Origin of the sequence: Epilithonimonas caeni DSM 17710 (assembly GCF_000426465.1) — a bacterium.
Lineage (GTDB): Bacteria > Bacteroidota > Bacteroidia > Flavobacteriales > Weeksellaceae > Epilithonimonas > Epilithonimonas caeni.
In genome coordinates, this window is the sequence record NZ_KE384528.1 from 1 (window position 1) to 20,708 (window position 20,708).

General features: G+C 37.0%; 24 protein-coding genes and 1 pseudogene. 14 read left to right on the plus strand and 11 right to left on the minus strand.

What is annotated here, in order from left to right; all coding sequences use genetic code 11:
- The 3 genes and pseudogenes from K319_RS21850 to K319_RS0117805 form a co-directional block, all read right to left on the minus strand.
- Window positions 1-600: pseudogene (locus K319_RS21850) on the minus strand (collagen-like protein); the annotation flags it as partial.
- A gap of 26 nt (window positions 601-626) precedes the next feature.
- Entirely contained in the window at window positions 627-1,112 is a 486-nt protein-coding gene (locus tag K319_RS0117800) for a T9SS type A sorting domain-containing protein (RefSeq protein ID WP_027384838.1), read from the minus strand.
- Window positions 1,113-1,302: 190 nt separating this feature from the next.
- Window positions 1,303-2,376 (minus strand): glycosyltransferase, encoded by a 1,074-nt coding sequence (locus K319_RS0117805; protein ID WP_027384839.1) that lies wholly within the window; start codon window positions 2,374-2,376, stop codon window positions 1,303-1,305.
- A gap of 85 nt (window positions 2,377-2,461) precedes the next feature.
- Here K319_RS0117805 and K319_RS0117810 point away from each other — a divergent pair, with 85 nt between their 5' ends.
- The 3 genes from K319_RS0117810 to K319_RS0117820 are packed head-to-tail and all read left to right on the plus strand — an operon-like array spanning window position 2,462 to window position 4,964.
- A complete protein-coding gene (locus K319_RS0117810; protein ID WP_027384840.1) occupies window positions 2,462-3,853 on the plus strand; it encodes an APC family permease in 1,392 nt (463 codons plus the stop codon).
- 15 nt (window positions 3,854-3,868) lie between these two features.
- Entirely contained in the window at window positions 3,869-4,312 is a 444-nt protein-coding gene (locus K319_RS0117815) for a DUF6896 domain-containing protein (RefSeq protein ID WP_027384841.1), read from the plus strand.
- 34 nt (window positions 4,313-4,346) lie between these two features.
- Window positions 4,347-4,964 carry an HD domain-containing protein gene (locus K319_RS0117820; protein ID WP_027384842.1) on the plus strand — a complete coding sequence of 206 codons (618 nt, stop codon included), beginning with the start codon at window positions 4,347-4,349 and terminating at the stop codon, window positions 4,962-4,964.
- On the opposite strand, the gene pheA is transcribed toward K319_RS0117820, so the two are convergent.
- From pheA to gldB, 8 genes are all read right to left on the minus strand, one after another.
- On the minus strand, window positions 4,961-5,809 hold the full coding sequence (pheA, locus tag K319_RS0117825; RefSeq protein ID WP_027384843.1) for a prephenate dehydratase: 849 nt from the start codon (window positions 5,807-5,809) through the stop codon (window positions 4,961-4,963). The genes K319_RS0117820 and pheA overlap by 4 nt on opposite strands.
- A gap of 274 nt (window positions 5,810-6,083) precedes the next feature.
- A complete protein-coding gene (locus K319_RS0117830; RefSeq protein WP_034672133.1) occupies window positions 6,084-6,875 on the minus strand; it encodes a DUF2490 domain-containing protein in 792 nt (263 codons plus the stop codon).
- 149 nt (window positions 6,876-7,024) lie between these two features.
- Complete coding sequence (locus tag K319_RS0117835) at window positions 7,025-7,468, minus strand: SusC/RagA family TonB-linked outer membrane protein (RefSeq protein ID WP_027384845.1); 444 nt, start codon at window positions 7,466-7,468, stop codon at window positions 7,025-7,027.
- Between the two features lie 123 nt (window positions 7,469-7,591).
- Complete coding sequence (locus K319_RS0117840; RefSeq protein WP_027384846.1) at window positions 7,592-8,665, minus strand: endonuclease/exonuclease/phosphatase family protein; 1,074 nt, start codon at window positions 8,663-8,665, stop codon at window positions 7,592-7,594.
- A 6-nt stretch (window positions 8,666-8,671) separates the two neighbouring features.
- Window positions 8,672-9,169, minus strand: a complete 498-nt coding sequence (locus K319_RS0117845) for a GNAT family N-acetyltransferase (RefSeq protein WP_034672136.1) — start codon at window positions 9,167-9,169, stop codon at window positions 8,672-8,674.
- Between the two features lie 15 nt (window positions 9,170-9,184).
- Window positions 9,185-10,339 (minus strand): cystathionine gamma-synthase, encoded by a 1,155-nt coding sequence (locus K319_RS0117850; RefSeq protein WP_027384848.1) that lies wholly within the window; start codon window positions 10,337-10,339, stop codon window positions 9,185-9,187.
- A gap of 88 nt (window positions 10,340-10,427) precedes the next feature.
- Complete coding sequence (gene gldC / locus K319_RS0117855; RefSeq protein ID WP_027384849.1) at window positions 10,428-10,754, minus strand: gliding motility protein GldC; 327 nt, start codon at window positions 10,752-10,754, stop codon at window positions 10,428-10,430.
- A gap of 150 nt (window positions 10,755-10,904) precedes the next feature.
- On the minus strand, window positions 10,905-11,888 hold the full coding sequence (gldB, locus tag K319_RS0117865) for a gliding motility lipoprotein GldB (RefSeq protein WP_027384850.1): 984 nt from the start codon (window positions 11,886-11,888) through the stop codon (window positions 10,905-10,907).
- A 48-nt stretch (window positions 11,889-11,936) separates the two neighbouring features.
- Between gldB and K319_RS0117870 the strand changes: the two genes are divergently transcribed.
- The 11 genes from K319_RS0117870 (at window position 11,937) to rny (ending at window position 20,693) form a co-directional block, all read left to right on the plus strand.
- Complete coding sequence (locus K319_RS0117870) at window positions 11,937-12,467, plus strand: GNAT family N-acetyltransferase (RefSeq protein WP_027384851.1); 531 nt, start codon at window positions 11,937-11,939, stop codon at window positions 12,465-12,467.
- Window positions 12,468-12,471: 4 nt separating this feature from the next.
- Window positions 12,472-13,263, plus strand: coding sequence for an NAD(+) synthase (gene nadE / locus K319_RS0117875; protein ID WP_027384852.1), 792 nt, complete (start codon window positions 12,472-12,474; stop codon window positions 13,261-13,263).
- A gap of 38 nt (window positions 13,264-13,301) precedes the next feature.
- The gene (locus K319_RS0117880) at window positions 13,302-13,991 is read left to right on the plus strand and encodes a hypothetical protein (protein ID WP_027384853.1); all 690 of its coding nucleotides are present in this window, start codon (window positions 13,302-13,304) and stop codon (window positions 13,989-13,991) included.
- Window positions 13,992-14,032: 41 nt separating this feature from the next.
- On the plus strand, window positions 14,033-14,674 hold the full coding sequence (locus K319_RS0117885; protein ID WP_027384854.1) for a hypothetical protein: 642 nt from the start codon (window positions 14,033-14,035) through the stop codon (window positions 14,672-14,674).
- A 26-nt stretch (window positions 14,675-14,700) separates the two neighbouring features.
- The gene (gene ribD / locus K319_RS0117890) at window positions 14,701-15,741 is read left to right on the plus strand and encodes a bifunctional diaminohydroxyphosphoribosylaminopyrimidine deaminase/5-amino-6-(5-phosphoribosylamino)uracil reductase RibD (protein WP_027384855.1); all 1,041 of its coding nucleotides are present in this window, start codon (window positions 14,701-14,703) and stop codon (window positions 15,739-15,741) included.
- 99 nt (window positions 15,742-15,840) lie between these two features.
- Window positions 15,841-16,413, plus strand: coding sequence for a hypothetical protein (locus K319_RS0117895; protein ID WP_027384856.1), 573 nt, complete (start codon window positions 15,841-15,843; stop codon window positions 16,411-16,413).
- 52 nt (window positions 16,414-16,465) lie between these two features.
- Entirely contained in the window at window positions 16,466-17,191 is a 726-nt protein-coding gene (gene ubiE, locus K319_RS0117900; protein WP_027384857.1) for a bifunctional demethylmenaquinone methyltransferase/2-methoxy-6-polyprenyl-1,4-benzoquinol methylase UbiE, read from the plus strand.
- Window position 17,192: 1 nt separating this feature from the next.
- The gene (porT, locus tag K319_RS0117905) at window positions 17,193-18,002 is read left to right on the plus strand and encodes a type IX secretion/gliding motility protein PorT/SprT (RefSeq protein ID WP_027384858.1); all 810 of its coding nucleotides are present in this window, start codon (window positions 17,193-17,195) and stop codon (window positions 18,000-18,002) included.
- A 228-nt stretch (window positions 18,003-18,230) separates the two neighbouring features.
- Complete coding sequence (locus K319_RS0117910; protein ID WP_027384859.1) at window positions 18,231-18,533, plus strand: hypothetical protein; 303 nt, start codon at window positions 18,231-18,233, stop codon at window positions 18,531-18,533.
- Between the two features lie 2 nt (window positions 18,534-18,535).
- Window positions 18,536-18,823: a cell division protein ZapA gene (locus K319_RS0117915; RefSeq protein ID WP_027384860.1), complete on the plus strand. Its 288-nt coding sequence runs from the start codon at window positions 18,536-18,538 to the stop codon at window positions 18,821-18,823.
- Between the two features lie 298 nt (window positions 18,824-19,121).
- Window positions 19,122-20,693, plus strand: coding sequence for a ribonuclease Y (gene rny, locus K319_RS0117920; RefSeq protein WP_027384861.1), 1,572 nt, complete (start codon window positions 19,122-19,124; stop codon window positions 20,691-20,693).
- Window positions 20,694-20,708 lie beyond the last annotated feature (15 nt).

A 20,708-nucleotide genomic window follows, 5' to 3' on the forward strand; every position in this document is an offset into this window, starting at 1 on the left:
TTGTGCGCCTACAGGGCCAGTATTACCCGTAACACCCTGAATGCCTTGGATTCCCTGAGGACCTGTTGCGCCAGTCGCTCCTACCGCACCTGTTATACCTTGTGCACCTGCGGGGCCAGTATTACCCGTAACGCCCTGAATGCCTTGGATTCCCTGAGGACCTGTTGCGCCTGTAGCCCCTGTAGGGCCAGGAAGCGAACTTCCAGAATTTTTTGCATACAATGCATACGGCACGCTCAATAGTTGGGATGTTCCCGTTATAGTATAATTCGTTGAACCATTAGGATCTGTTTCTGTTTTGATGAAATAAGTATCAGCACCCCAGTCTATTGCAGAATAAGAACCAGTTACCAATGTCCCCGCACCTATCTTAGCAGTGACCAACCCATTCATATTGGTTTGTGGACTTTGCGTTTCAGAATACACGACTGTTCCAGTCGGAGAACCTTTTAATATAGAGAATTTCATCCCTACATTCTGATTCTTAATCAGTTCATTGTTTGAGTTTCTTATGATAGCCTGATAACTCATAGCATCCTGTGATTGGGAAAATGCCAAAATAGAAGCCAAAGAGGCCGCTAGAAAAGAAAGCTTTTTCATAGTTAAATTATTATTTATTAGTTATTTTATTTATCAGCTTTTAAAACCTTGAAGACCTTGACAACTTTACCATCTTTTGATATCTTAAGATAATAGACAGCCGCAGGATAAGAGGTCACAGTTATAGAAGTCTGGGATCCATTGATAGCCTTACCTGTTAAAACTTTTCCACTACTGTCAAAAAGCTCATAACGGTATTTCCTATAATCAGGAAATCCAACCTTAAGATACAATACATCTGGAGTTGGATTTGGATAGATTTTAAGACTTAGATTAATTTCTTTGATGTCAGAGCCTAAAGTTTCTATTATTTCATAGGAATACTGAACACCTGTAGAAACATTACCTGACGAAGAGATGGATGTTTCGTAAAAGGACTGACCAATTGAGGAAGTAACACTCCCACCCGAACCGGAAGAATTATCTCCATTGGCATTAACAGACTCTTGGGCTGAAACTTGGATAGAAAAACCCAAAAGCAGAAAACAACCCGTGATTAATGTAGTTTTCATATCGTATATATTATATATTTATTAGTTTTTCAATGATATACAAATATATAAATATAAAAAATACAAATATTAAATTATTACAAATAATATAAAAACCACAAACCGCCTGATCAAATGATAATGTAGGAAAACTTGGCTATGGCGGACATAAGCGCCCGAGATGATATTTATAATTTAAAGGATGTTCAAATCAATGTCCCAACATTGTTTTCAGGTATTCTCTATTCTGTTTCACGGAAGAACAGTCGGGTCTTGATAAAGAAGCCCTTTCATTGTATTCATCTGCTTTTTGGTAATCTCCTAAAAAACATAAGCAAACACAAGCTTCAATATTCGGTATATAGCCTGTATGATCATCGTGAATAAACCCTACGGAAGTTGAGTGGGCAAGCCTTGTGGCTAAATCAAACCAGCGAAACGCCAAATCATAATTGCCTTCATCCTTATAGTAGTATCCCAATTCGCAACAAATCGATGCTCTTGGAATGTCATATTCAAAACTTTTGAGCAAAGTCGGAAGAATTTTATTTCTCTGACCAATATTTTTATAACAAACAGCCAGATCATAAGAAGAACTAATTATATCCTCAAACCAACCTAATTCCGTTGCCAAAAATTTCTCATAATATCCGATTGCCTCCTGCAATCTCCCATGATCCCTCAGTTCTCTAGCATAATAATATAGTTGTCTTGGGGAAAACTCTTTCCCACTATTTTCCAAATTTCTGTAAATATCAATATTTCTGGTAGAAAGCGCTTCCAATTTCGTTTTTTTATGCCAAATTTCAATATCAGTATATTGCAGTTGTCCTATTAACGGAATACATTCGTGAACAGGATCGATCCATTCATAATTCCTGCTTCTTTTAAACAACCTTTCCCTGGTAGAATAGAACGCAGGTTTATTATTTTGATCAAATGACAAGACATATTTCATCGTGACGATCTCAACATCATTATTTAAAGTTTTCTTCAACTCATTGATTTCCTGAACCGATTTTTCAGGAACAATATCGTCCGCATCCAGCCACATCTGATAATCCATAGTTGCTTTGGAAAATGCAAAATTACGAGCGGCAGAAAAATCATTGACCCATTCAAAATCGTAAATTTTGTCCGTGAATCGCTTGGCAATTTCTTTCGTTTTATCGGTAGAACCCGTATCAACGATGATGATTTCATCCGCAAAATCTCTCGCACTTTCCAAGCATCTTGCTAAAACTTCCTCTTCATTTTTAACAATGAGACACAAACTGATTTTCATAGACTCGAAAACAAAATTTTTATAACCATAAATATACAGCTTTTGATGTGTTGATTATTGTTATATTTGATTATTAATAAAAACTATGGAGAAAAAACTCAAACTCTGGGACGCTGTAATGATCGTAATGGGATCGATGATTGGAAGCGGGATTTTTATCGTGAGCGCAGACATTATGCGGAATCTCGGTTCCGGCTATTGGCTGATTGTCGTTTGGGTGATTACAGCAGTAATGACCGTTGCAGCGGCCATTAGCTACGGCGAATTGTCAGCAATGTTTCCAAAAGCAGGCGGACAATACACTTACATCACAGAGATTTTCGGCAAACCGATGGGATTTCTATACGGCTGGGGAATGTTCACTGTAATTCAAACAGGAACCATTGCGGCAGTTGCGGTTGCTTTCGGAAAGTTTACAGCTTATCTTGTCCCGGCACTTAATGACGCTGCTCCGATTTTCCAAAATGGCGACTTTAAAATCACCTGGATTCAGATTCTGGCGATTGGCGTGATTCTATTCCTGACTTTTGTGAATACCCGAGGCGTAGAAAGTGGAAAGCTTCTTCAGAATGTTTTTACCTCATCCAAAATTATTGCACTTCTTGGTTTGATTGTTCTTGGCTTCGTTTTGATCTCTCAATCCAATTGGAATTCCAACATGAGTTTCGGTTGGGATGCCTTCCAAAATCTGAAACAAACCGAATGGAAAAATATTTCCGGCGCAACTGTTCTGGGCGGAATTGCTGCGGCAATGGTTGGTTCGGTTTTCAGTTCTGTGGCCTGGGAGAATGTGACCTTCATTTCCGGCGAAATCGAGAATCCAAAGAAAAACGTGGTGAAAGCAATGATTTTGGGAACTTCTGCTGTGATGATTCTTTATCTTTTGGTCAATTTTGTTTACCTCAATGCGCTTGACAGAGATTCTATCGCTTTTGCAGCGAATGACAGAGTTGCTGTTGCTGCAGCCGAAAAAATGTTCGGAAATGCCGGAACAATAATCATTGCAGTTCTTGTAATGATCTCAACTTTTGGCTGCGTGAATGGAATTGTTCTCGCCGGAGCAAGAGTTTTCCAAACGATGGCAAAAGATGGTTTGTTCTTAAAATCAGCCGTAGAAAATAATAAAAATGGTGTTCCTGCAAAATCACTTTGGATGCAGGGAATTTGGGCAAGTTTGCTTTGTCTTAGCGGACAATATGGCGATCTGCTGGATATGATTTCGTTCGTGATTGTTTTGTTTTATATGATAACCGTTTTTGGTGTGATTTATTTGAGAATCAAAAAACCCGAATTGGAAAGAGGTTACAAAACTTTTCTTTATCCTTTCACGCCCATTCTTTATCTTTTGATTGGAACCGGATTTTGTATTTTATTATTCATCTATAAGCCACAATATACTTGGCCAGGATTGGGATTAATTTTGCTTGGATTGCCGGTTTATTTTTTTATTAATAAGAAAATTGACAATATTCAGTAATCGAATAAATATTTTATGCAGGAATTAGAATTATTAATTATTGTCATAAAAGCTTTTGAGAATAAGGCGAACGAAATGATAAAGATATTGGCTGATGAATTTAATCTTGACTTATCAGCTGAAAATCCATTTGGAAAGCTACTAAACGTAGAAAATAATTTAAGAAAAGGAAAACTAAGAGAGAACTGGACTTATTGGTTTCATGGTGACGCATCTGATTTCATAAATATTGAAACAGAACAGTTTCTTCATGTTAAAATTAATAGGGCTGGAAATTTTGGAGCAATTGACAATCATTATCTCTTTGAATTTTTACAAACGACAAAATCTCTAGATTACATCAGAAAAAACATAGAGACCGAAAAAAAGTTTGGTGAGCTATTAAGTATTTTAACTGACAAAGGAATTTTAGTAAATATTGGTGAGGATCCTTTCAAAACATTAATCTTAAAACATTAATTTTTATTCAAACTCAATAATTTTATTTTGTGATATGAAAATTAGCGATATTTATAAAGAACTATTTTCAAAATATTCCGATAATGAAATATTAAAAAAAGATTATTGGAAAGAAATAGAACAATCTTATTCTCAAAAAAGCAGAAAATATCACAATCTCATTCATCTTGAAAATATGATTCTAGAATTGGAAGAAGTGAAAGATAAAATTTTAGATTATGATTCCATACTTTTCTCAATTTTCTATCATGACATTATTTACAAAGCGACATCCAAAGACAACGAAGAGAAAAGTGCAGAAAAGGCAAAAATCAGACTTGAAAAACTGAATATCCCTCAAGAGAAAATAGCCAGAATTCACAATCAAATCCTAGCAACAAAATCTCACAAGAAAAATGAAGACTCTGACACCAATTTTCTCCTTGATGCAGATTTGGCAATTCTCGGTCAGGATTGGAAAATCTATGAAAATTACACTCAACAAATCCGAAAAGAATATTCAATTTATCCTGACTTTATGTATAAGCCTGGACGCAAAAAGGTACTGATTCACTTTTTAGAATTCGAAGAAATTTTCAAAACCGATTACTTCAAAGGAAAATATGAAGAAAAGGCTAGAGAAAATATTCAAAGAGAGTTAGAAATCATTTAACTCTCCAGCAAAAACTCCTTATAATTCCCCAAAAACTTAACATCAGCGCCAATTGCTCTCAACTCATCAATCGAATTGACATAAAGAACATCATCCCAACTACCAACAACGGTCACAAAGAAGAAATAATTCCCCAATTTTGTTTTCAAAGTTCGGGATTCGATCTTGCTAAGGTTCATATTTCGCCACGCAAAAACCGATAAAACCTGGTGTAAGCCTCCGGCGTGGTCTTGTGGTAAAGTAATCAAAAGTCCGGTTTTCTTTCCGGAACTGTTCAAATCGCTGTCAAAACTTTCCTCACTTTTAGAAATCACAATAAACCGGGTGTGATTTTCTTCCACATCGTGGATATTGTCATTAATGATTTTCAATCCATATAATTCTGCTGCAAACTTATTCGCAACTGCCGCAATTTTTCGGTCTGGATTTTCAGAAACCCGTTTGGCAGCAGCTGCCGTAGAAGCGAATTCCTGTTTTGGAACGTCCGGATAATTTTTGTTAAGTGAATGAAAACTTTGCGCAAGTGCCTGCGGATGAGAATAGATTTTTTCAATCGTGTTGTCATTATCGTTACTTGGATGAATCATCAGATGATGCGCAATCGGCATTACAGCTTCCGCTTCAACTCGGATTTCAGGCGTTTGATAGAGATAATCCAAAGTCATAGAAACCGTTCCCTCTATCGAGTTTTCCAACGGAACCACCGCTTTATCCACCTCATTATTCTGAATCGCCAGAAAACAATCTAAAATATTGGCTTTTGGAATCAATTCTTCGTTTGGGAATAATTGAGTCGCGGTCAACTGCGTAAAAGATGCTTCGGGTCCTAAGAATGCTATTTTCATACTGCGAAATTAAAGATTATAATTAAAAAATTACCACAAATCGAAGATTCGACGAAGTCAAAAGTCACAAAAGAAAAAGTTAATTGCTCTTTAAGCTAAAAATCAACCTAAAATCCTTCGACTTAGTTTATATTGAGCGAAGTCGAAATACTCAGTATGACAATTCTAACACTAGACTTAAATCATCAACGGTGTCAGGCTGAGCGGAGTCGAAGCCCTTATCAACAAAAAGTAGAAAATTTGAATAAAAACTTTTGTGACTTTTGTGGTTAGTCTAATCAACCATTTTCTTGGAGAAATCAAAATTAAAATTTGCACTTATGATAAAACCATTGTTGTACTGGAACACGTTTTTACCTTCCACTTCCCTTCCTAATTGAATAATTTGATTCAGATAACCGCCTTCTACTCTTACCAAATCATTGAATTTATATCCTAACAAAACTCCGATTCTATTCTGGTCAAAAATATTCTCACCAACATTTTTCCCGAATCCAATCATCACCTCATCATAAACTGCAACATAAGGCGTTTTGTCCGCAATTGAATTTCCTTTCAAAGGCATTTGCAAACGAATCATATATCGCGCTCTGTTCATAAAAGGATATTGATCTTCCGAGGTCAAGTTGGCATTAGAATATCGTCCAACCCAGCGCTGTTCCAACATAAAACGGTGTGACAAATCAATTTTTCCAATCTTGTCGATCACCGTTGCCATTTCGTAAATCCTATGTTCCGTGAAGTCTTTTCCCATTCCGTTCAATGGGATTTCGCCGTAAGGAAAAGTCTCTGCCCAGGCGTAACCTAGGCGCAATTGCAGATTCGGATTTGCCTGATAATTGATTCCCAGACGCAAAAGACTCTGTTGCCAGGTCGTGATATAATCATTTCTTCTCCACTGATATTCAGTATGGATGGAGAATTTGGAATCTAATTTGAAAGTTCCGTTGTAAACGTACCAGCCGATATTATTGTGATCGCTGATTCGGTTTTGTGCAGAAAAAGAATTTGAAATTAAAACTAAGAACAATGCGCTAAAGAATAAATTTGCTTTAGTGAAAACCATATTGAAATTTTATCGATTTCAGCAAAAATAGGGATTCAGAAAGGGAAAAACAAATTGGGCAAACTGTATTTTGTTTTAACGCAAAGGCACAAAATAATTTAAAATGAAACTTATATTTTAAGGTATGAAGATTTTAGCTTCGTTAAAATTTAATTGGTTTCTATGCTGATGGCTGGAACTTTATAATTATTGAATTTCTTATCGGGCTGCAGAATTCGGGCTCTTTTCAAAAGATCTTCCGCAATCAGAATCGATTCGTTGTGAACTTCGATATCATTCAGGAAAAATCTTGATGCTGATGTGAGGTTCAATCTTTTCTTGGCCTCGGAAACCGTTACTTTTTCGAGATTAAGAGGTTTTTTCATGATGATATTGATCAAACCATTTTTGACGAGATCATCATATTGTTCGATTTGCGAAGACGGTGATTTATAAACCTGAACGCTTTCTATGTCATTCGGATTGAAGCTATGGAGCAAAACATTAGAAACAATCACATTATCAACAATATAAATCGGATTAGCTTCAGATTTCTGAGCGAAAGAAAATTGAACACAAAATAAAACTGCGAAAGCAAGAATCAGCTTTTTCATAAATTTTAATTAAATTTAAAAGTAATAAAAAATTTTGAGGGTTCGAAAGGCTCAGCCTGACAACATTGATTAGACCTTACTTCTAGCACTGTCATCCTGAACAACTTGTCGAAGGATATGTAACTAATCGTTGGCATCGCCTTTTTCGATACCTTCTTCAATCTTTTCAACTACCTCTTCTTTTTCTCCTTGTGAAATTTCGAATTGGTCTTCTTTATCCTCATTTCGCACAACCAACGAAATCCAGATCGGAAAATGGTCGGAATCCACAGACCTCATTACTTTCATATCGACCAACCGGAAATGCGGGCTTACGAAAAAATGGTCCAGAGGCCAGCGCAGAAACCAATATTTGACGTGAAATGTATTGAACATTCCCCTTCCACGCCGCGGGTCGAGCATTCCGCTGGATTTTAGGAACAACTTGGTCGTTCTGGACCAGGCGACATCATTCAAATCTCCAAAAACTATTGCGGGGCTTCCAAATTCCTGAGCTTTTTCACCTACCAGAAGAATCTCCGCATCGCGCTCGGTACTTTCCGGATTTTCCTGCGGAACCGGTGGTGTCGGATGGATTCCGAACAATCTGACCGTTTGATTATTATAATCCAGATCCGCAACAATCGACGGGATCTCATCATCAATCAAATAATTGACTTCGTAATTTTTAACCGGAAAATGGCTGTAAAACAAAAGCCCGTAAGTGTTGGCCAGCGGCACTTCAATTTTATACTCGTAATTTTTGGTAACCGGTTTCAAAGCATTTTGCCATTCTTCATCGGTCTCCAGAAAAAACAAAACTGACGGATCTTGTTCTTTAACTAAATCTATTAATTTCTGATAATTCCTGTTATGCTGATAAACATTACAAACAAGAATATCCAAAGTTTTTTCTTCTGCATTTGGCTGCGTTTTATCAATCATCGTTTTCCCGAATCTGGTGTAGGGAGTGATGATGTAAAACAAATAAACGCTGCAAACGATCTCTACGGAAAGAATGATTTTTTCGTAAATACCAGGCTTATCAAAAACAAAAAACCACGTAACAATCAGAACAAGAAGAATTACAAATTTCTGAAACCGTGGATAATCAAAAACCCGAAAAGTCCAGTAATTATTTCTGATAGCCGGAATCAGCACCGACGAAATCGCTAAAACGGAAATAACCCAATACAGACAGTGCGTGATACTTTCCATTTTACTTTAATCCTTGATATTTTTTCCGAGAATAATCAGACTTCTTTTTTCACCGTCGAGTTCGGCAATATTTTTGAGATTTGCCCATAATTCAAAACCAAACTTTTCGAACAAATTCAAACTCGGAAGATTATGGGAGAAGATGAAAGCCAGTAGATTTTCGATTCCAAGTTCGTGGGATTTTTCGATGGCATATTCCAGAATCAACCTGCCTAAACCTTTTCCCCGATATTTTTCATCAATATAAATACTGATTTCTGCCGTTTTCTGATAAGCCGGTCTTCCGTAGAAATCCTGAAAACTTACCCAACCAACCATATTTTTATCCGAATCCAAAACTATCCAAAGCGGACGGAATTCGGAGTTATGCTGATGAAACCAGTTGATTTTACTATCAATAGAAACGGGTTCCAGATCAGCAGTAACCAATCGCGATGCAACTGTAGAATTATAAATTTCCACAATTTTAGGAAGGTCTTCTAAAGTCGCATCACGAAAAGTCATTTTAATGATTAATTGTTAATTATTAATTGAGTTAAACGCCTTTTCCAGATCAGCAATCAAATCCTCCGCATCTTCGATTCCGACACTTAGTCTTACCAGATCATCCGTGATTCCAAGAACTGCTCTTTTGTCCTCTGGAATCGAAGCGTGCGTCATCATCGCAGGAAGATTTGCCAATGATTCTACTCCACCCAAAGATTCTGCCAAAGTGAAAACTTTGATATTTTCCAGGAATTTAATCGCATCTTCTTTTTTACCGGATTTGAACGTGAAGGAAACCATTCCGCCAAATTCTGTCATTTGTCTTGTCGCCAGATCATACTGTGGATGAGACGATAATCCCGGATAATAGATCTTTTCTACCAAAGCATGATTCTCAAGATATTTAGCGATTTCGAAACCATTGTCAGAATGTCTTTGCATTCTAAGTGCCAAAGTTTTGATTCCTCTTAACACCAAATAAGAATCGTGAGGCCCTAAAATTCCACCACTTGCAAACTGGATAAAATGTAATTTTTCTCCTAATTCCGTATCTTTTGCAATCAAAGCGCCGGCAATCACATCAGAATGTCCGCCCAAATATTTCGTTGCAGAATGCATCACAATATCAGCACCTAAATCCAATGGTTTTTGAATATAAGGCGTTGCAAAAGTGTTATCAACCGCAATTAAAATATCTTTGCCTTTTACAGTATCAGCAACCATTTTGATATCCACCAATTTCATCAAAGGATTAGTAGGCGTTTCCAGCCAGATCAATTTGGTTTTATCGGTAATCACATTCTCTAATTCTTCAACATTATCAAAACCGATGAAAGTAAATTTCAACTGATATTTTTCGAATAATCTGGTGAACATCCTGTAAGAACCGCCGTAAAGGTCGTCCACAGCAATCACTTCGTCGCCAGGGTTGAGCAATTTCAGAACGCAATCGATAGCAGCCAAACCGGAACCGAAAGCCAGACCTCTCGCTCCGTTTTCTATACTAGCCAAAGCATCTTCCAAAGCCTGTCTTGTAGGATTCGCTCCCCTTGAATATTCGTAGCCGGAAAGCAGTTGTCCCGGACTTTTTTGTGCGAAGGTTGATGTTAAAAATACAGGAACATTCACAGCACCGGTTGCTGGTTCGTGGTGTTGTCCACCGTGTATCACTTTTGTATTGAATTTCATAATATTTTATTTACCAATCTAAAAATCTAACAATGTAACAATTGAATTTATTGGTAAACTGATACATTGGTATATGATTAAATTAATTTTACATTTTAATAGCCGACTTTACTGCAAATTCTTCTGCAATTTCTCCCAACCATTGCGCCACATCTTCTTCGCTGGTTGCTCTTTCGTAAGTGTGTCCAATAGAAACCAGAATCTGATGAAAGAATCTTTTCATTTCGTCAACAGGCATATCTTTTGTCCAAAGGTCGATTCTAAGAGCTTCCATTGCTTTGCTGTCCCAGACTGAGATCATCGCTGCTTTGGTTTCCTGTCTTTTTATTCCGCCGTCTTCGGCTTTCCAAAACAACTTTTCGGGAACATGATTATCGTCCAATTCTACATCTATAACGATTTTTGTCTTTTTCATTGATTTTATTCTTAAATATTTACATTCTTTTTTAGACACAAAGTCCACAAAGATTTTTTATTGTTAGCTGTTTTTAAGTTCACAAAGGCGTAAAACTTGACAAAAGAAGAATTCTCCTCTAGTAATATTACATTGTCAAATACTCCAATTCTATTTTGGCCTGTAATCTGAAGCATTGAAAATCTCCGTTGCATTTTTCTTCAAAAACACAGGTAATTTTTCTTCCGGATGAGCTTTCAAATAATGTTTGCAAATCTGCCAACCAGTCCAAATTGCAATCTGCGGAGAGCTTTCTCTATCCACTTCCGTATAGAATTTTGAAAACGGGCCAACAGTAATGAAGCGCTCAGAAAGATTGGGATCAGGACTGAAAAGCAAATCGTTTTCTACAAAATAATTCCAGATATTGGCTTCATTCGCAACAGCCCAGTCATATTGAGCTTTTGTATAATTCATTTTCAGATTATCCGGAACATTTGGTAAAAAAGCATCTTGAAGAATCTGAATCTTTCCCTGGTAAACGATTTGATCTAAAAATTTTTGCTGCTCCATCTGAGCAGGAACCAATCTTGCGGCGAAAAAAGCAGAAATCTTCGGAACTAGATTTTCCGGATTCATAGATTTTTGAAAGTAAAGGTCGAGACCATTATAATTTTTGTTCCCGTCCCCCATAAAACCGGTTATATCTACGAAAAGCATATTCTCATCTTCTCTCAGAAAAATCGGATCTGTAACATTTTGCGGATCAATAACCGATGAATATAAATAAATATGCGGCGGCACAAATTTCGGGAAATAGTTCTTGATATGAGAAAACAGATCAGCAAGTTCTTTGTTCAGCTTAGTCTTATCGATTTTTGAAATTGCTTCCTTGTAAACCCTAACTTCCATTGTATCTTTTCTTCGGTCTCCGTAATCGGCATCTGGAACAGAACCCTGAAACCAAGGATATTTCTTTTTGAAATCGTCCAAGCTAACAGAAGAATTATAAAATTCACCAGACAAATCGGTAAGCTCAACTTTTTTGACAGGATTCTTGATCTCGACATCCCATTGGTTTTCATTTTCCTTTTTGCAGGCGGATAAACTGAAAACAATTATCGCCGAAAAAGAGATATATCGGAAAAACTTCATTATTTTTACATTAAGATTATCGAAAAGCAAAAATAAGAATTTTAAAGGATGAAGCTTCCAATTATTACCGAAAGATTGATGTTAAGAAAATTAACGCCAGATGACCTGGATGATATGTTTCTGTTGGACAGCAATCCCGATGTTGTAAAATATGTAGGCATACAGCCTTTGACGAAGAAAGAAGAAAGCCTTGAGATGATTGAAAATCTTATTGGTCAATACGAAAAGAACGGAACCGCAAGATTGGCGGTGGTAGAAAAAGAAAGTAATAGATTTATTGGCTGGAGTGGGATCAAACTTTTGACAGAAGAAGTCAACGGCTTCAAAAACGTTTATGAATTGGGCTATCGGTTTCTACCTGAATTCTGGGGAAAAGGTTATGCTACAGAATCCGCGAAAGCTTCATTAGACTTAGGATTTGATCAACTGAATGCTGATAAGATATATGCTTATGCCGATGTTGAAAATCTGACCTCCAACTATATTCTCACGAAATTAGGTTTTGAAAACAAAGGGACTTTTCTTGACAAAGGCGATATTTGTAATTGGTATGAATTAAAAAAAAATAATAGAAAATAAAAGAATGCAGACACAAAAAGTAATCGATCATATTGTAAACTGGCTAAAAGATTATGCTATCAACGCTAAAGTAAATGGTTTCATTGTGGGAGTTTCCGGAGGAATTGATTCCGCAGTGGTTTCCACATTAGCAGCAAAAACAGGTTTGAAAACTTTGGTTTTGGAGATGCCGATCCGTCAAAAAGCTGATCAGGTGGACAGAGCACAAGATCACATTGAATTTCTAAAATCCAATTTCCCAAATGTAGAAGGTTTCACTGTTGACCTTACCCCTGTTTTTGAAAGCTTCGAAACCACAGTAAACAATTATAAGGAAGGTGCTTGGAGCAAAAATCTTGCTTTGGCCAATACCAGGTCCAGGTTCCGAATGGTAACACTTTATTATTATGGACAGCTTAATGGTCTATTGGTGACCGGGACAGGAAACAAGGTCGAAGATTTTGGTGTCGGATTCTATACAAAGTATGGCGATGGTGGTGTAGATATCTCTCCTATTGCCGACCTTTACAAAACACAGGTCTACGAAATCGCCAAGAAACTTGATATATTGGAAAGTATTCAAAAAGCTATTCCAACAGACGGGCTTTGGGATGCGGATAAGACCGACGAAGACCAAATGGGCGCAACCTATCCTGAACTGGAATGGGCAATGGAACAGCAATTTGCGGGTAAAACAGAAGCAGATTTTGAAGGCAGGCAAAAAGAAGTGATGGAAATCTATCTCAAACTTAACAAAGCCACCCAACATAAGATGAATCCGATCCCCGTTTGTGAGATCCCACAAGAATTGAAGTAAAAAAAAATAATATTTCATCCAATCCGAAACAATAAGTTATGCAAGAAGAAATCAGCAAACATTCCAGGAAAATTTATAAAACTGTGAAAAGTCCAAAACATACAGTTAATGAAAAAATCAAAGAAATCATCATAGAAATCTTTATCATCGTTTTTGCTGTATCCCTTTCTATCTGGTTGCATGGCTGGAGTGAGCATAATCACGAACAAAAAGAATCTAATAAATTCCTGAAAGAACTGAAAGCAGACCTACAGGCAGATGCAAAACTTATTGAAGAAAATAAAAAAACATTATCAAACTTAGAAAACGATTATAAGTTTATCCTTTCTCTGAAAAATCTTAAAACTCCTATCACAGATAGCCTGGTGGGTTCACATTCTAATTTCTATCTTTTAGGCTCCGCATTCAATGTTGGAAGGTATGAGGGTTTCAAATCTAGTGGTAAAATTGGGACCATAGAAAATGATGTTCTCAAGAACGAAATATTGGCGTATTATCAACAAACCTTGCCCAATCTGACATTCAGAGTTAATTTTATAAATTCCGAACAACTGAAAATAAAGGATGCTGATTCTGGTAATCGTAATCTATCGGATTTTTATACAAGTCAAAAGATGCAGTCTAACTATTCTAACCTGAGTTATAACAGCAAAGGCCTCATTGATGAATATCAAAATGCACTAAAACAGATCAATCAGATCTTAAAGGAAATTGATGCCGAAAAGTAAAATTAAAAGGTATTAAGTACAAACAACAAAATCCAAAATATATGAAAGTCAGAAATCTACTCGCCATTTCAATAGGTTTGATCTTTACATCAGCTTTTCATGCTCAGGAAACTACACCTGCTGCAACTCCAATAGAAATCACAGAACGACTGAATATCCCAGGCCCATTAAACTTCTATGGAAATGAATTTATTCTGGCTTTGAGCAAACAAAACTCAGCAACCTGGGCACAGCAACAATACATCATGAGAGATGATGAGCTCAGCAATTATAAGGAATTGATCAACATTTCCTATTTCGACAAAGAAATTGACATGGAAACTGCTGTGAAACAAAAAGTAGATTTTGTGGAGAAACGCAAGGACAGGACCCAGGACAAATATTCTTTCGTAAGCATAACAGAAAGCCCTGACGGCAAAGAGATGATTGTGGATTATCTAACGACAACCACGCCCAGTGAAGGCGAACCTTTTGCAGAATACAATCTTGACAGATTCAAGAGTTATGATACGGGCGAAAAAAAATCGTTCGTCATTTTTTCTTATTCCAAAAGAATTGCAGGTGATCTAAAATATGCAGCGAGGTCCTTATCAAAAGAAAGAGGCAGAATAATGGAAGCAGCGATAAAAACCGCAATTCCGTCCGTGACTTACAAGCCTACAGAAGTTGACAAAAAGAAATAATTATTTCAGATGTTAGAAGTTAGATAATGACGAATGATGAATTCTATATAAAACGTTGCATAGAGTTGGCAGAAAAAGCTTTGGGACAAACTTACCCCAATCCTTTGGTAGGCTCTGTCATCGTTCACCACGACAGGATCATTGGTGAAGGTTTTCACAAGAAAGCGGGTGAGCCTCATGCTGAGATCAATGCCATCAATTCGGTAAAAGACGAGGATAAACATCTGATTCCGGAATCTACGATCTATGTCTCCCTGGAACCTTGTGCGCATTTTGGAAAAACACCGCCTTGTGTACTAAAAATTGTGGAATTGGGATTCAAAAAAGTCGTGATCGGCGCCATGGACAGCCACGATAAAGTGAACGGAAAAGGAAAAAAAATAATTTCTGACGCAGGAATCGAAGTTGTTTCCGGCATTTTAGAAGATGATTGCAGAGAACTCAACAAACGTTTTTTCACTTATCATGAGAAAAAACGGCCTTATATTATCCTGAAATGGGCACAATCTGCGGATGGTTTTATGGACAAAGATTTCAAACCGATCCAAATCAGCAATTCTCTTTCGAAGCAGTTTGTCCATCAGATGAGAAGTGAGGAACATGCTATTTTAGTAGGAAAAAACACTGCGCTTCATGACAATCCGGGTTTGACCGTGAGAGAAATCGAAGGAAGAAATCCAAGTAGGATTCTCATTGATTTCAACCTTGAAGTCCCTAATGATTTTAAAATCTATAATAATGAAGCAGATACTCTTATTTTCAATTCGATAAAGGATTCAGAAGAAAACCATTTGAAATTCATTAAAATAGAAAAGGAAAATTCTGTCAATCAGATTTTGGAGAAATTGTATGAATTACAAATCCAATCTGTGATTGTGGAAGGCGGAAGATTTACATTGCAACAATTTATCGATCAGGACATTTGGGACGAGGCTATTATTTTCAAAAATCCGGATCTTCATTTAGAAAACGGAACCAAGGCACCTGATTTTGATTCAATCCCTCAAAAAATAGAAAATTTGAGAGACACTGAGGTTTTATTTTTCAAGAATCGGGGTCTTGATTAATATCAGAATCATAAAAATTACAGGCTAGGAAAAAATACGTAAATTCGCACCTTTAATATTGCTTTCACATTTACCTTTGAAAAGTAATAAAAACTATCTATGAAAAATCTGAGTGCTTCCGTAAAAGGTTTAATTTTTTCTTTGTTGGCAATGGGATTTGCATTCGCTATCTACTTTTTGTTTTTAGCCAAGCCAAACTACTATTTGGTGGACAACCCTACGCCTGAGACTTATTATTTCAAGATCAATAATGGTCAGGAAAATATTCTTTCTGCAGGGCAATATCTGAAAGTTGACCTTAATAAAGGAAAAAACAGCATCAAGGTTTTTGACCAGAACAAAAAAATGCTTTACGATTCCGCTTTCTCTGTGGAAAAAGTGAGAGGGTTGATCAATATTACCCATAAAGATTATTACATCAATAACCAATATTACGGCTATGGACTCAATAAAGATTCTTTGATTGCTGCACAACCAGGAATCGAGATCGATAAGAAACAATATCTGGGCGATGTTAAGAAAATGAACAAACTCTATTCTGAAGATTTTTATTACAATCTGGATGAAGACTACGACCGTGTCATCAAAAATGTTGCAAAAGTAGAAAGCAGATCCAAGATTTTCAGAAAACAGGATTTCATTAATTATTATAAAAATTATTACAAACTTTAATAAATTAAATGGTCATCAATCTCAGTGTCATTTAATATTTATCATTCATAAAATGGAGCATAACAAAGTAACACCATATAACTCGGAGTACAGCAAGAAAAGTCAGGTAGAAGACATGTTTGACAACATTGCACCAAAATATGACCTTCTGAACCATGTCCTGTCTATGAAAATAGATGTGCTTTGGAGAAACAAATTGGTGGACATGCTGAAAAAAGATAAGCCAGAGCTCGTCCTGGATGTTGCAACCGGAACAGGAGATCTTGCGATCACAGTACAGAAAGGGACCAATGCAGATGTTGTAGGACTCGACCTTTCCCAGCAGATGCTGAATGTAGGAATAGAGAAAGTTAGGAAGCAAAATCTGGATGGTAAAATATCTATGCAGAAAGGAGACGCTGAACAACTTCCGTTCGAGGACAATAAATTTGATGGAGTTACCGTTGCATTTGGAGTAAGAAATTTTGAAAATCTGGAAAAAGGTTTATTGGAACTCAGAAGAGTTGTAAAAGAGAACAAAAGTATTTATATCTTAGAATTCTCAAAAGTAGAAGGATTTCTAGGCCCATTCTATATGTTCTATTTCAAGAACATTTTGCCTGCTATCGGGCGTTTGGTGTCCAAAGACAATCGCGCTTACACGTATCTTCCGGATTCGGTAAATGCTTTTCCTTTTGGAGAAAAAATGAAAACAATACTTCTCGATACAGGTTTCAGAAAAGTAGAATACACAAAATTAAGTCTGGGAATAGCCACCATTTATAAAGCTACCAAATAGAATGAAGCAGCGTTTATTGAAAATTTTATCATTGATCATCCTTTCGGGAAGCGCTATGCAGGCGCAGAACTATAATAATCTGTTCAGAACCAGAGACAGGGCACACAACAGAGAGGGCGTGGATCTGGAGAAATTCAGCTATGGATTCTATCTGGCTGCCAATAATTTTGATTACAAGATGAATCTGAATCCTACCTTGGGAGTCGATGGCAACAAAAATCTCGTAGAGCCCAAATCTACTTACAGCTTCGGAGCAGGATTGATCGGAAAAATGAGACTTAACGAATTTTTGGACCTAAGAATAGAACCTGGATTGCATTTCGTACAGAGAAACCTGACCTTCAATACATTTGATCACGTTAACGAACTGTATCCATCAGGAGTACTTTTGCCCAATGGAGAATTAAGCCAGGTAATCACAAATCCGGATGAAAGCATGATCAAGAAGGTTGTAAAATCCACTTATATAGATGTCCCTGTTCTATTGGAGATCCATGGAGACCGTTGGTATAACTCCCGCCCTTATGCGGCTGCAGGAGTCAATTATCTGATGAATTTGCAGTCCAATGAAACTTCGGAAAGTGATAATCAGCAAAATGTCTTCCGTACAACCTCCCATAATTTTGGCTGGTCGGCAGAGATCGGTATCCAGTTCTATTTTGAAAGGTTCAAACTGACACCCGCCATCCGGGGGACATTCTTCACCAACAACGAATTGGTTGCAGACAAGGCAACTACACCACCTTATTGGTCATCCGCCATTTCCACATTACAGTCGAGGGCATTCATGTTCGTATTGAAATTTGAATAAAAGATAAACAGAGCTTTCTTATGAAAGCTTTTTCTGTCTTCAGGGAAGAAATATTGTCTAATACTTTTAAATTCAAATACTCAGTTTTAATTTGTCTTCGATTCTTTGTTCAAAGTTAAATCATTATAAATCAAACACAAAGAACATCTAACTCATAAAAGAGAAATATCGTGTTAATTCATCATTAATTTTTCCTATTTTTGTAAAAGTTAGAATTTAATTCTGGTTATGTTAAGCGAATTGGAAAACAACTTTTCTGTTTTAGAAAAAAAGATCCTCAATCTTTATAAAAAGTATAAGAATCTTTCGGAAAAATACGCAGAAACGTCTGATGAGCTACAAAAAGTGAAGGAAGAATATGCCGAGGAAAAACGCAGAAACCAGATATTAGTAGAAGAAAACAAAGAATTAAAGCTCTATTCAGCAATATCGGGAAACGCAGAACACAACAGGCTGATGAAAAATCACATCAATCGGTTGGTAAAAGAAATAGATATGTGCGTTTCTGAATTACAAAACAGTGGTTTATAAAAATGGATTTCAGAAGAATAACAATCAATATTGCAGGAAGAAATTATCCATTGAATGTACCGGCTGCAGAAGAAGAGACCCTGCGTAAAGTGGGGAAACAGATAGAAAGTATGATCAAGGATTTCGAATCGAGCTTCGATGTAAGGGACAAACAGGATGCCCTTGCAATGTGCGCTTTGAAACTGGGGACCAATGCAGAGGTGTATTCTTTAAACAATGAAAAAAATATTATAAATACAAACGAACGTGTTGCAAAAATCAACACGCTCTTAGAGCAATTGGAAAAATAATTTTTTCTATTACAAGCTGCCTACAATAGTTCTAACACAAAGAAGTAAACTCAACAATTAAAAATTACCGGACGAAAGTTCATTCGATGGCGTGCTGCCCTGCGCAGATTACAGAGAGTGAAAATCAGTTCAAATCGTGTTTTTATGGAGTTTACTCTATAACTGAACTGTTGTAGGTTTTTTTATATACTTGATACAAAGTAAAATGTATGAAGTATTATGGTTAAAATGAAAGGTCATTATACAGTGTACCTTTCACAGAAAAGAAGGACAATTAAACTCAATATATATTAAATTTATGGACACAATCACTATTATCATCGGTGTCGTGGCAATTCTCATAGGAGCGGTCGGTGGACTTTTATTCGGTAAAAGTTCCCTCAATTCAAAAGCTCAATTCATTATAGAAGATGCCAAAAAAAGAGCCGAGAACATTATAGAAAAAGCGACAGTTCAGGCGGAGGCTGTGAAAAAAGAAAAACATCTGCAGGCCAAGGAAAAATTTCTGGAACTGAAATCGGAACATGATTCCAATATCAATCAGAGAGAGAAAAAAATGCAGGAAGCCGAAAAACGGATAAAGGACAAAGAAAACAAGCTGAACGATGAGCTCAGTAAAACAGGAAAGCTTGAAAAGGACCTAGAAAGACAGGTAAATGACTATAATAAAAAGCTGGAGGTCATTCAGAAAAAACAACATGACCTGGATGTTGCAACAGCCCAAAAAGTAGAAATGCTGGAAAAGATCTCCAATTATTCTGCAGAAGAAGCCAAGAACGAACTGGTAGAATCTTTGAAAGCTGAAGCTAAGACGAAAGCGCAGGCTCACGTTCAAAGCATCATGGAAGAGGCACAACTGAATGCAAAAAATGAGGCGAGAAAAATTGTTATCCAGACCATCCAAAGAATTGGGACAGAACAGGCAGTAGAAAATTCGGTTTCTGTTTTCAATATCGAATCTGACGAGATCAAAGGTAGGATCATTGGTAGAGAAGGTAGGAACATCCGTGCTCTGGAAGCTGCTACAGGAGTTGAGATCATTGTGGATGATACTCCGGAAGCAATCCTTCTCTCTTGTTTCGATCCCGTGAGAAGAGAGATCGCGAGATTGTCACTTCACAGATTGGTAACAGATGGTAGAATTCACCCTGCAAGAATCGAAGAAGTGGTAGAAAAAACCAGAAAACATATCGAAGAAGAGATCATCGAAGTTGGTAAAAGAACCATTATCGACCTTGGGATCCATGGCCTTCACCCAGAATTGGTAAAAATCGTTGGTAGAATGAAATTCCGTTCTTCTTATGGTCAAAACCTGCTGCAACACTCCAGAGAAGTTGCAAATATCGCTGCAACCATGGCCGCTGAATTAGGATTGAATGTAAAACTAGCGAAGAGAGCTGGCCTTTTACATGATATCGGAAAAGTTCCGGAGCAGGAATCAGAATTGCCTCACGCACTTCTTGGTATGCAATGGGCTGAAAAATATGGAGAAAATGCTGAAGTTATCAACGCCATCGGTGCTCACCACGACGAAATAGAAATGACCTCTCTTCTATCTCCAATCATCCAGGTTGCAGATGCTATTTCAGGAGCTAGGCCTGGCGCAAGAAGACAGGTTCTGGAATCTTATATCCAAAGATTGAAAGACCTGGAAGCTGCAGCTTTGAGTTTTGAAGGCGTTTCCAGCGCATATGCCATCCAAGCCGGTAGAGAACTAAGGGTAATGGTAGAAAGCGGAAAAGTAAATGACGAAAATGCTTACCAACTATCTTACGACATCTCCGAAAAGATACAGAATGAGTTAACTTACCCTGGGCAAGTAAGGGTAACTGTTATTAGAGAAACAAGAGCTGTGAATATCGCCAGATAATGTAAAACTTAGAAA

What these genes read in the sequence shown, in the direction of transcription:
- K319_RS0117840 (WP_027384846.1), bottom strand. Translation starts at nt 8,665, where the DNA reads ATGGAAAGTATCACGCACTGTCTGTATTGGGTTATTTCCGTTTTAGCG.
- K319_RS0117845 (WP_034672136.1), bottom strand. Translation starts at nt 9,169, where the DNA reads ATGACTTTTCGTGATGCGACTTTAGAAGACCTTCCTAAAATTGTGGAA.
- K319_RS0117800 (WP_027384838.1), bottom strand. Translation starts at nt 1,112, where the DNA reads ATGAAAACTACATTAATCACGGGTTGTTTTCTGCTTTTGGGTTTTTCT.
- K319_RS0117835 (WP_027384845.1), bottom strand. Translation starts at nt 7,468, where the DNA reads ATGAAAAAGCTGATTCTTGCTTTCGCAGTTTTATTTTGTGTTCAATTT.
- pheA (WP_027384843.1), bottom strand. Translation starts at nt 5,809, where the DNA reads ATGAAAATAGCATTCTTAGGACCCGAAGCATCTTTTACGCAGTTGACC.
- K319_RS0117915 (WP_027384860.1), top strand. Translation starts at nt 18,536, where the DNA reads ATGGATTTCAGAAGAATAACAATCAATATTGCAGGAAGAAATTATCCA.
- rny (WP_027384861.1), top strand. Translation starts at nt 19,122, where the DNA reads ATGGACACAATCACTATTATCATCGGTGTCGTGGCAATTCTCATAGGA.
- K319_RS0117870 (WP_027384851.1), top strand. Translation starts at nt 11,937, where the DNA reads ATGAAGCTTCCAATTATTACCGAAAGATTGATGTTAAGAAAATTAACG.
- K319_RS0117850 (WP_027384848.1), bottom strand. Translation starts at nt 10,339, where the DNA reads ATGAAATTCAATACAAAAGTGATACACGGTGGACAACACCACGAACCA.
- gldC (WP_027384849.1), bottom strand. Translation starts at nt 10,754, where the DNA reads ATGAAAAAGACAAAAATCGTTATAGATGTAGAATTGGACGATAATCAT.
- nadE (WP_027384852.1), top strand. Translation starts at nt 12,472, where the DNA reads ATGCAGACACAAAAAGTAATCGATCATATTGTAAACTGGCTAAAAGAT.
- K319_RS0117820 (WP_027384842.1), top strand. Translation starts at nt 4,347, where the DNA reads ATGAAAATTAGCGATATTTATAAAGAACTATTTTCAAAATATTCCGAT.
- ribD (WP_027384855.1), top strand. Translation starts at nt 14,701, where the DNA reads ATGACGAATGATGAATTCTATATAAAACGTTGCATAGAGTTGGCAGAA.
- K319_RS0117830 (WP_034672133.1), bottom strand. Translation starts at nt 6,875, where the DNA reads ATGGTTTTCACTAAAGCAAATTTATTCTTTAGCGCATTGTTCTTAGTT.
- K319_RS0117895 (WP_027384856.1), top strand. Translation starts at nt 15,841, where the DNA reads ATGAAAAATCTGAGTGCTTCCGTAAAAGGTTTAATTTTTTCTTTGTTG.
- K319_RS0117885 (WP_027384854.1), top strand. Translation starts at nt 14,033, where the DNA reads ATGAAAGTCAGAAATCTACTCGCCATTTCAATAGGTTTGATCTTTACA.
- ubiE (WP_027384857.1), top strand. Translation starts at nt 16,466, where the DNA reads ATGGAGCATAACAAAGTAACACCATATAACTCGGAGTACAGCAAGAAA.
- K319_RS0117910 (WP_027384859.1), top strand. Translation starts at nt 18,231, where the DNA reads ATGTTAAGCGAATTGGAAAACAACTTTTCTGTTTTAGAAAAAAAGATC.
- porT (WP_027384858.1), top strand. Translation starts at nt 17,193, where the DNA reads ATGAAGCAGCGTTTATTGAAAATTTTATCATTGATCATCCTTTCGGGA.
- K319_RS0117805 (WP_027384839.1), bottom strand. Translation starts at nt 2,376, where the DNA reads ATGAAAATCAGTTTGTGTCTCATTGTTAAAAATGAAGAGGAAGTTTTA.
- K319_RS0117810 (WP_027384840.1), top strand. Translation starts at nt 2,462, where the DNA reads ATGGAGAAAAAACTCAAACTCTGGGACGCTGTAATGATCGTAATGGGA.
- gldB (WP_027384850.1), bottom strand. Translation starts at nt 11,888, where the DNA reads ATGAAGTTTTTCCGATATATCTCTTTTTCGGCGATAATTGTTTTCAGT.
- K319_RS0117880 (WP_027384853.1), top strand. Translation starts at nt 13,302, where the DNA reads ATGCAAGAAGAAATCAGCAAACATTCCAGGAAAATTTATAAAACTGTG.
- K319_RS0117815 (WP_027384841.1), top strand. Translation starts at nt 3,869, where the DNA reads ATGCAGGAATTAGAATTATTAATTATTGTCATAAAAGCTTTTGAGAAT.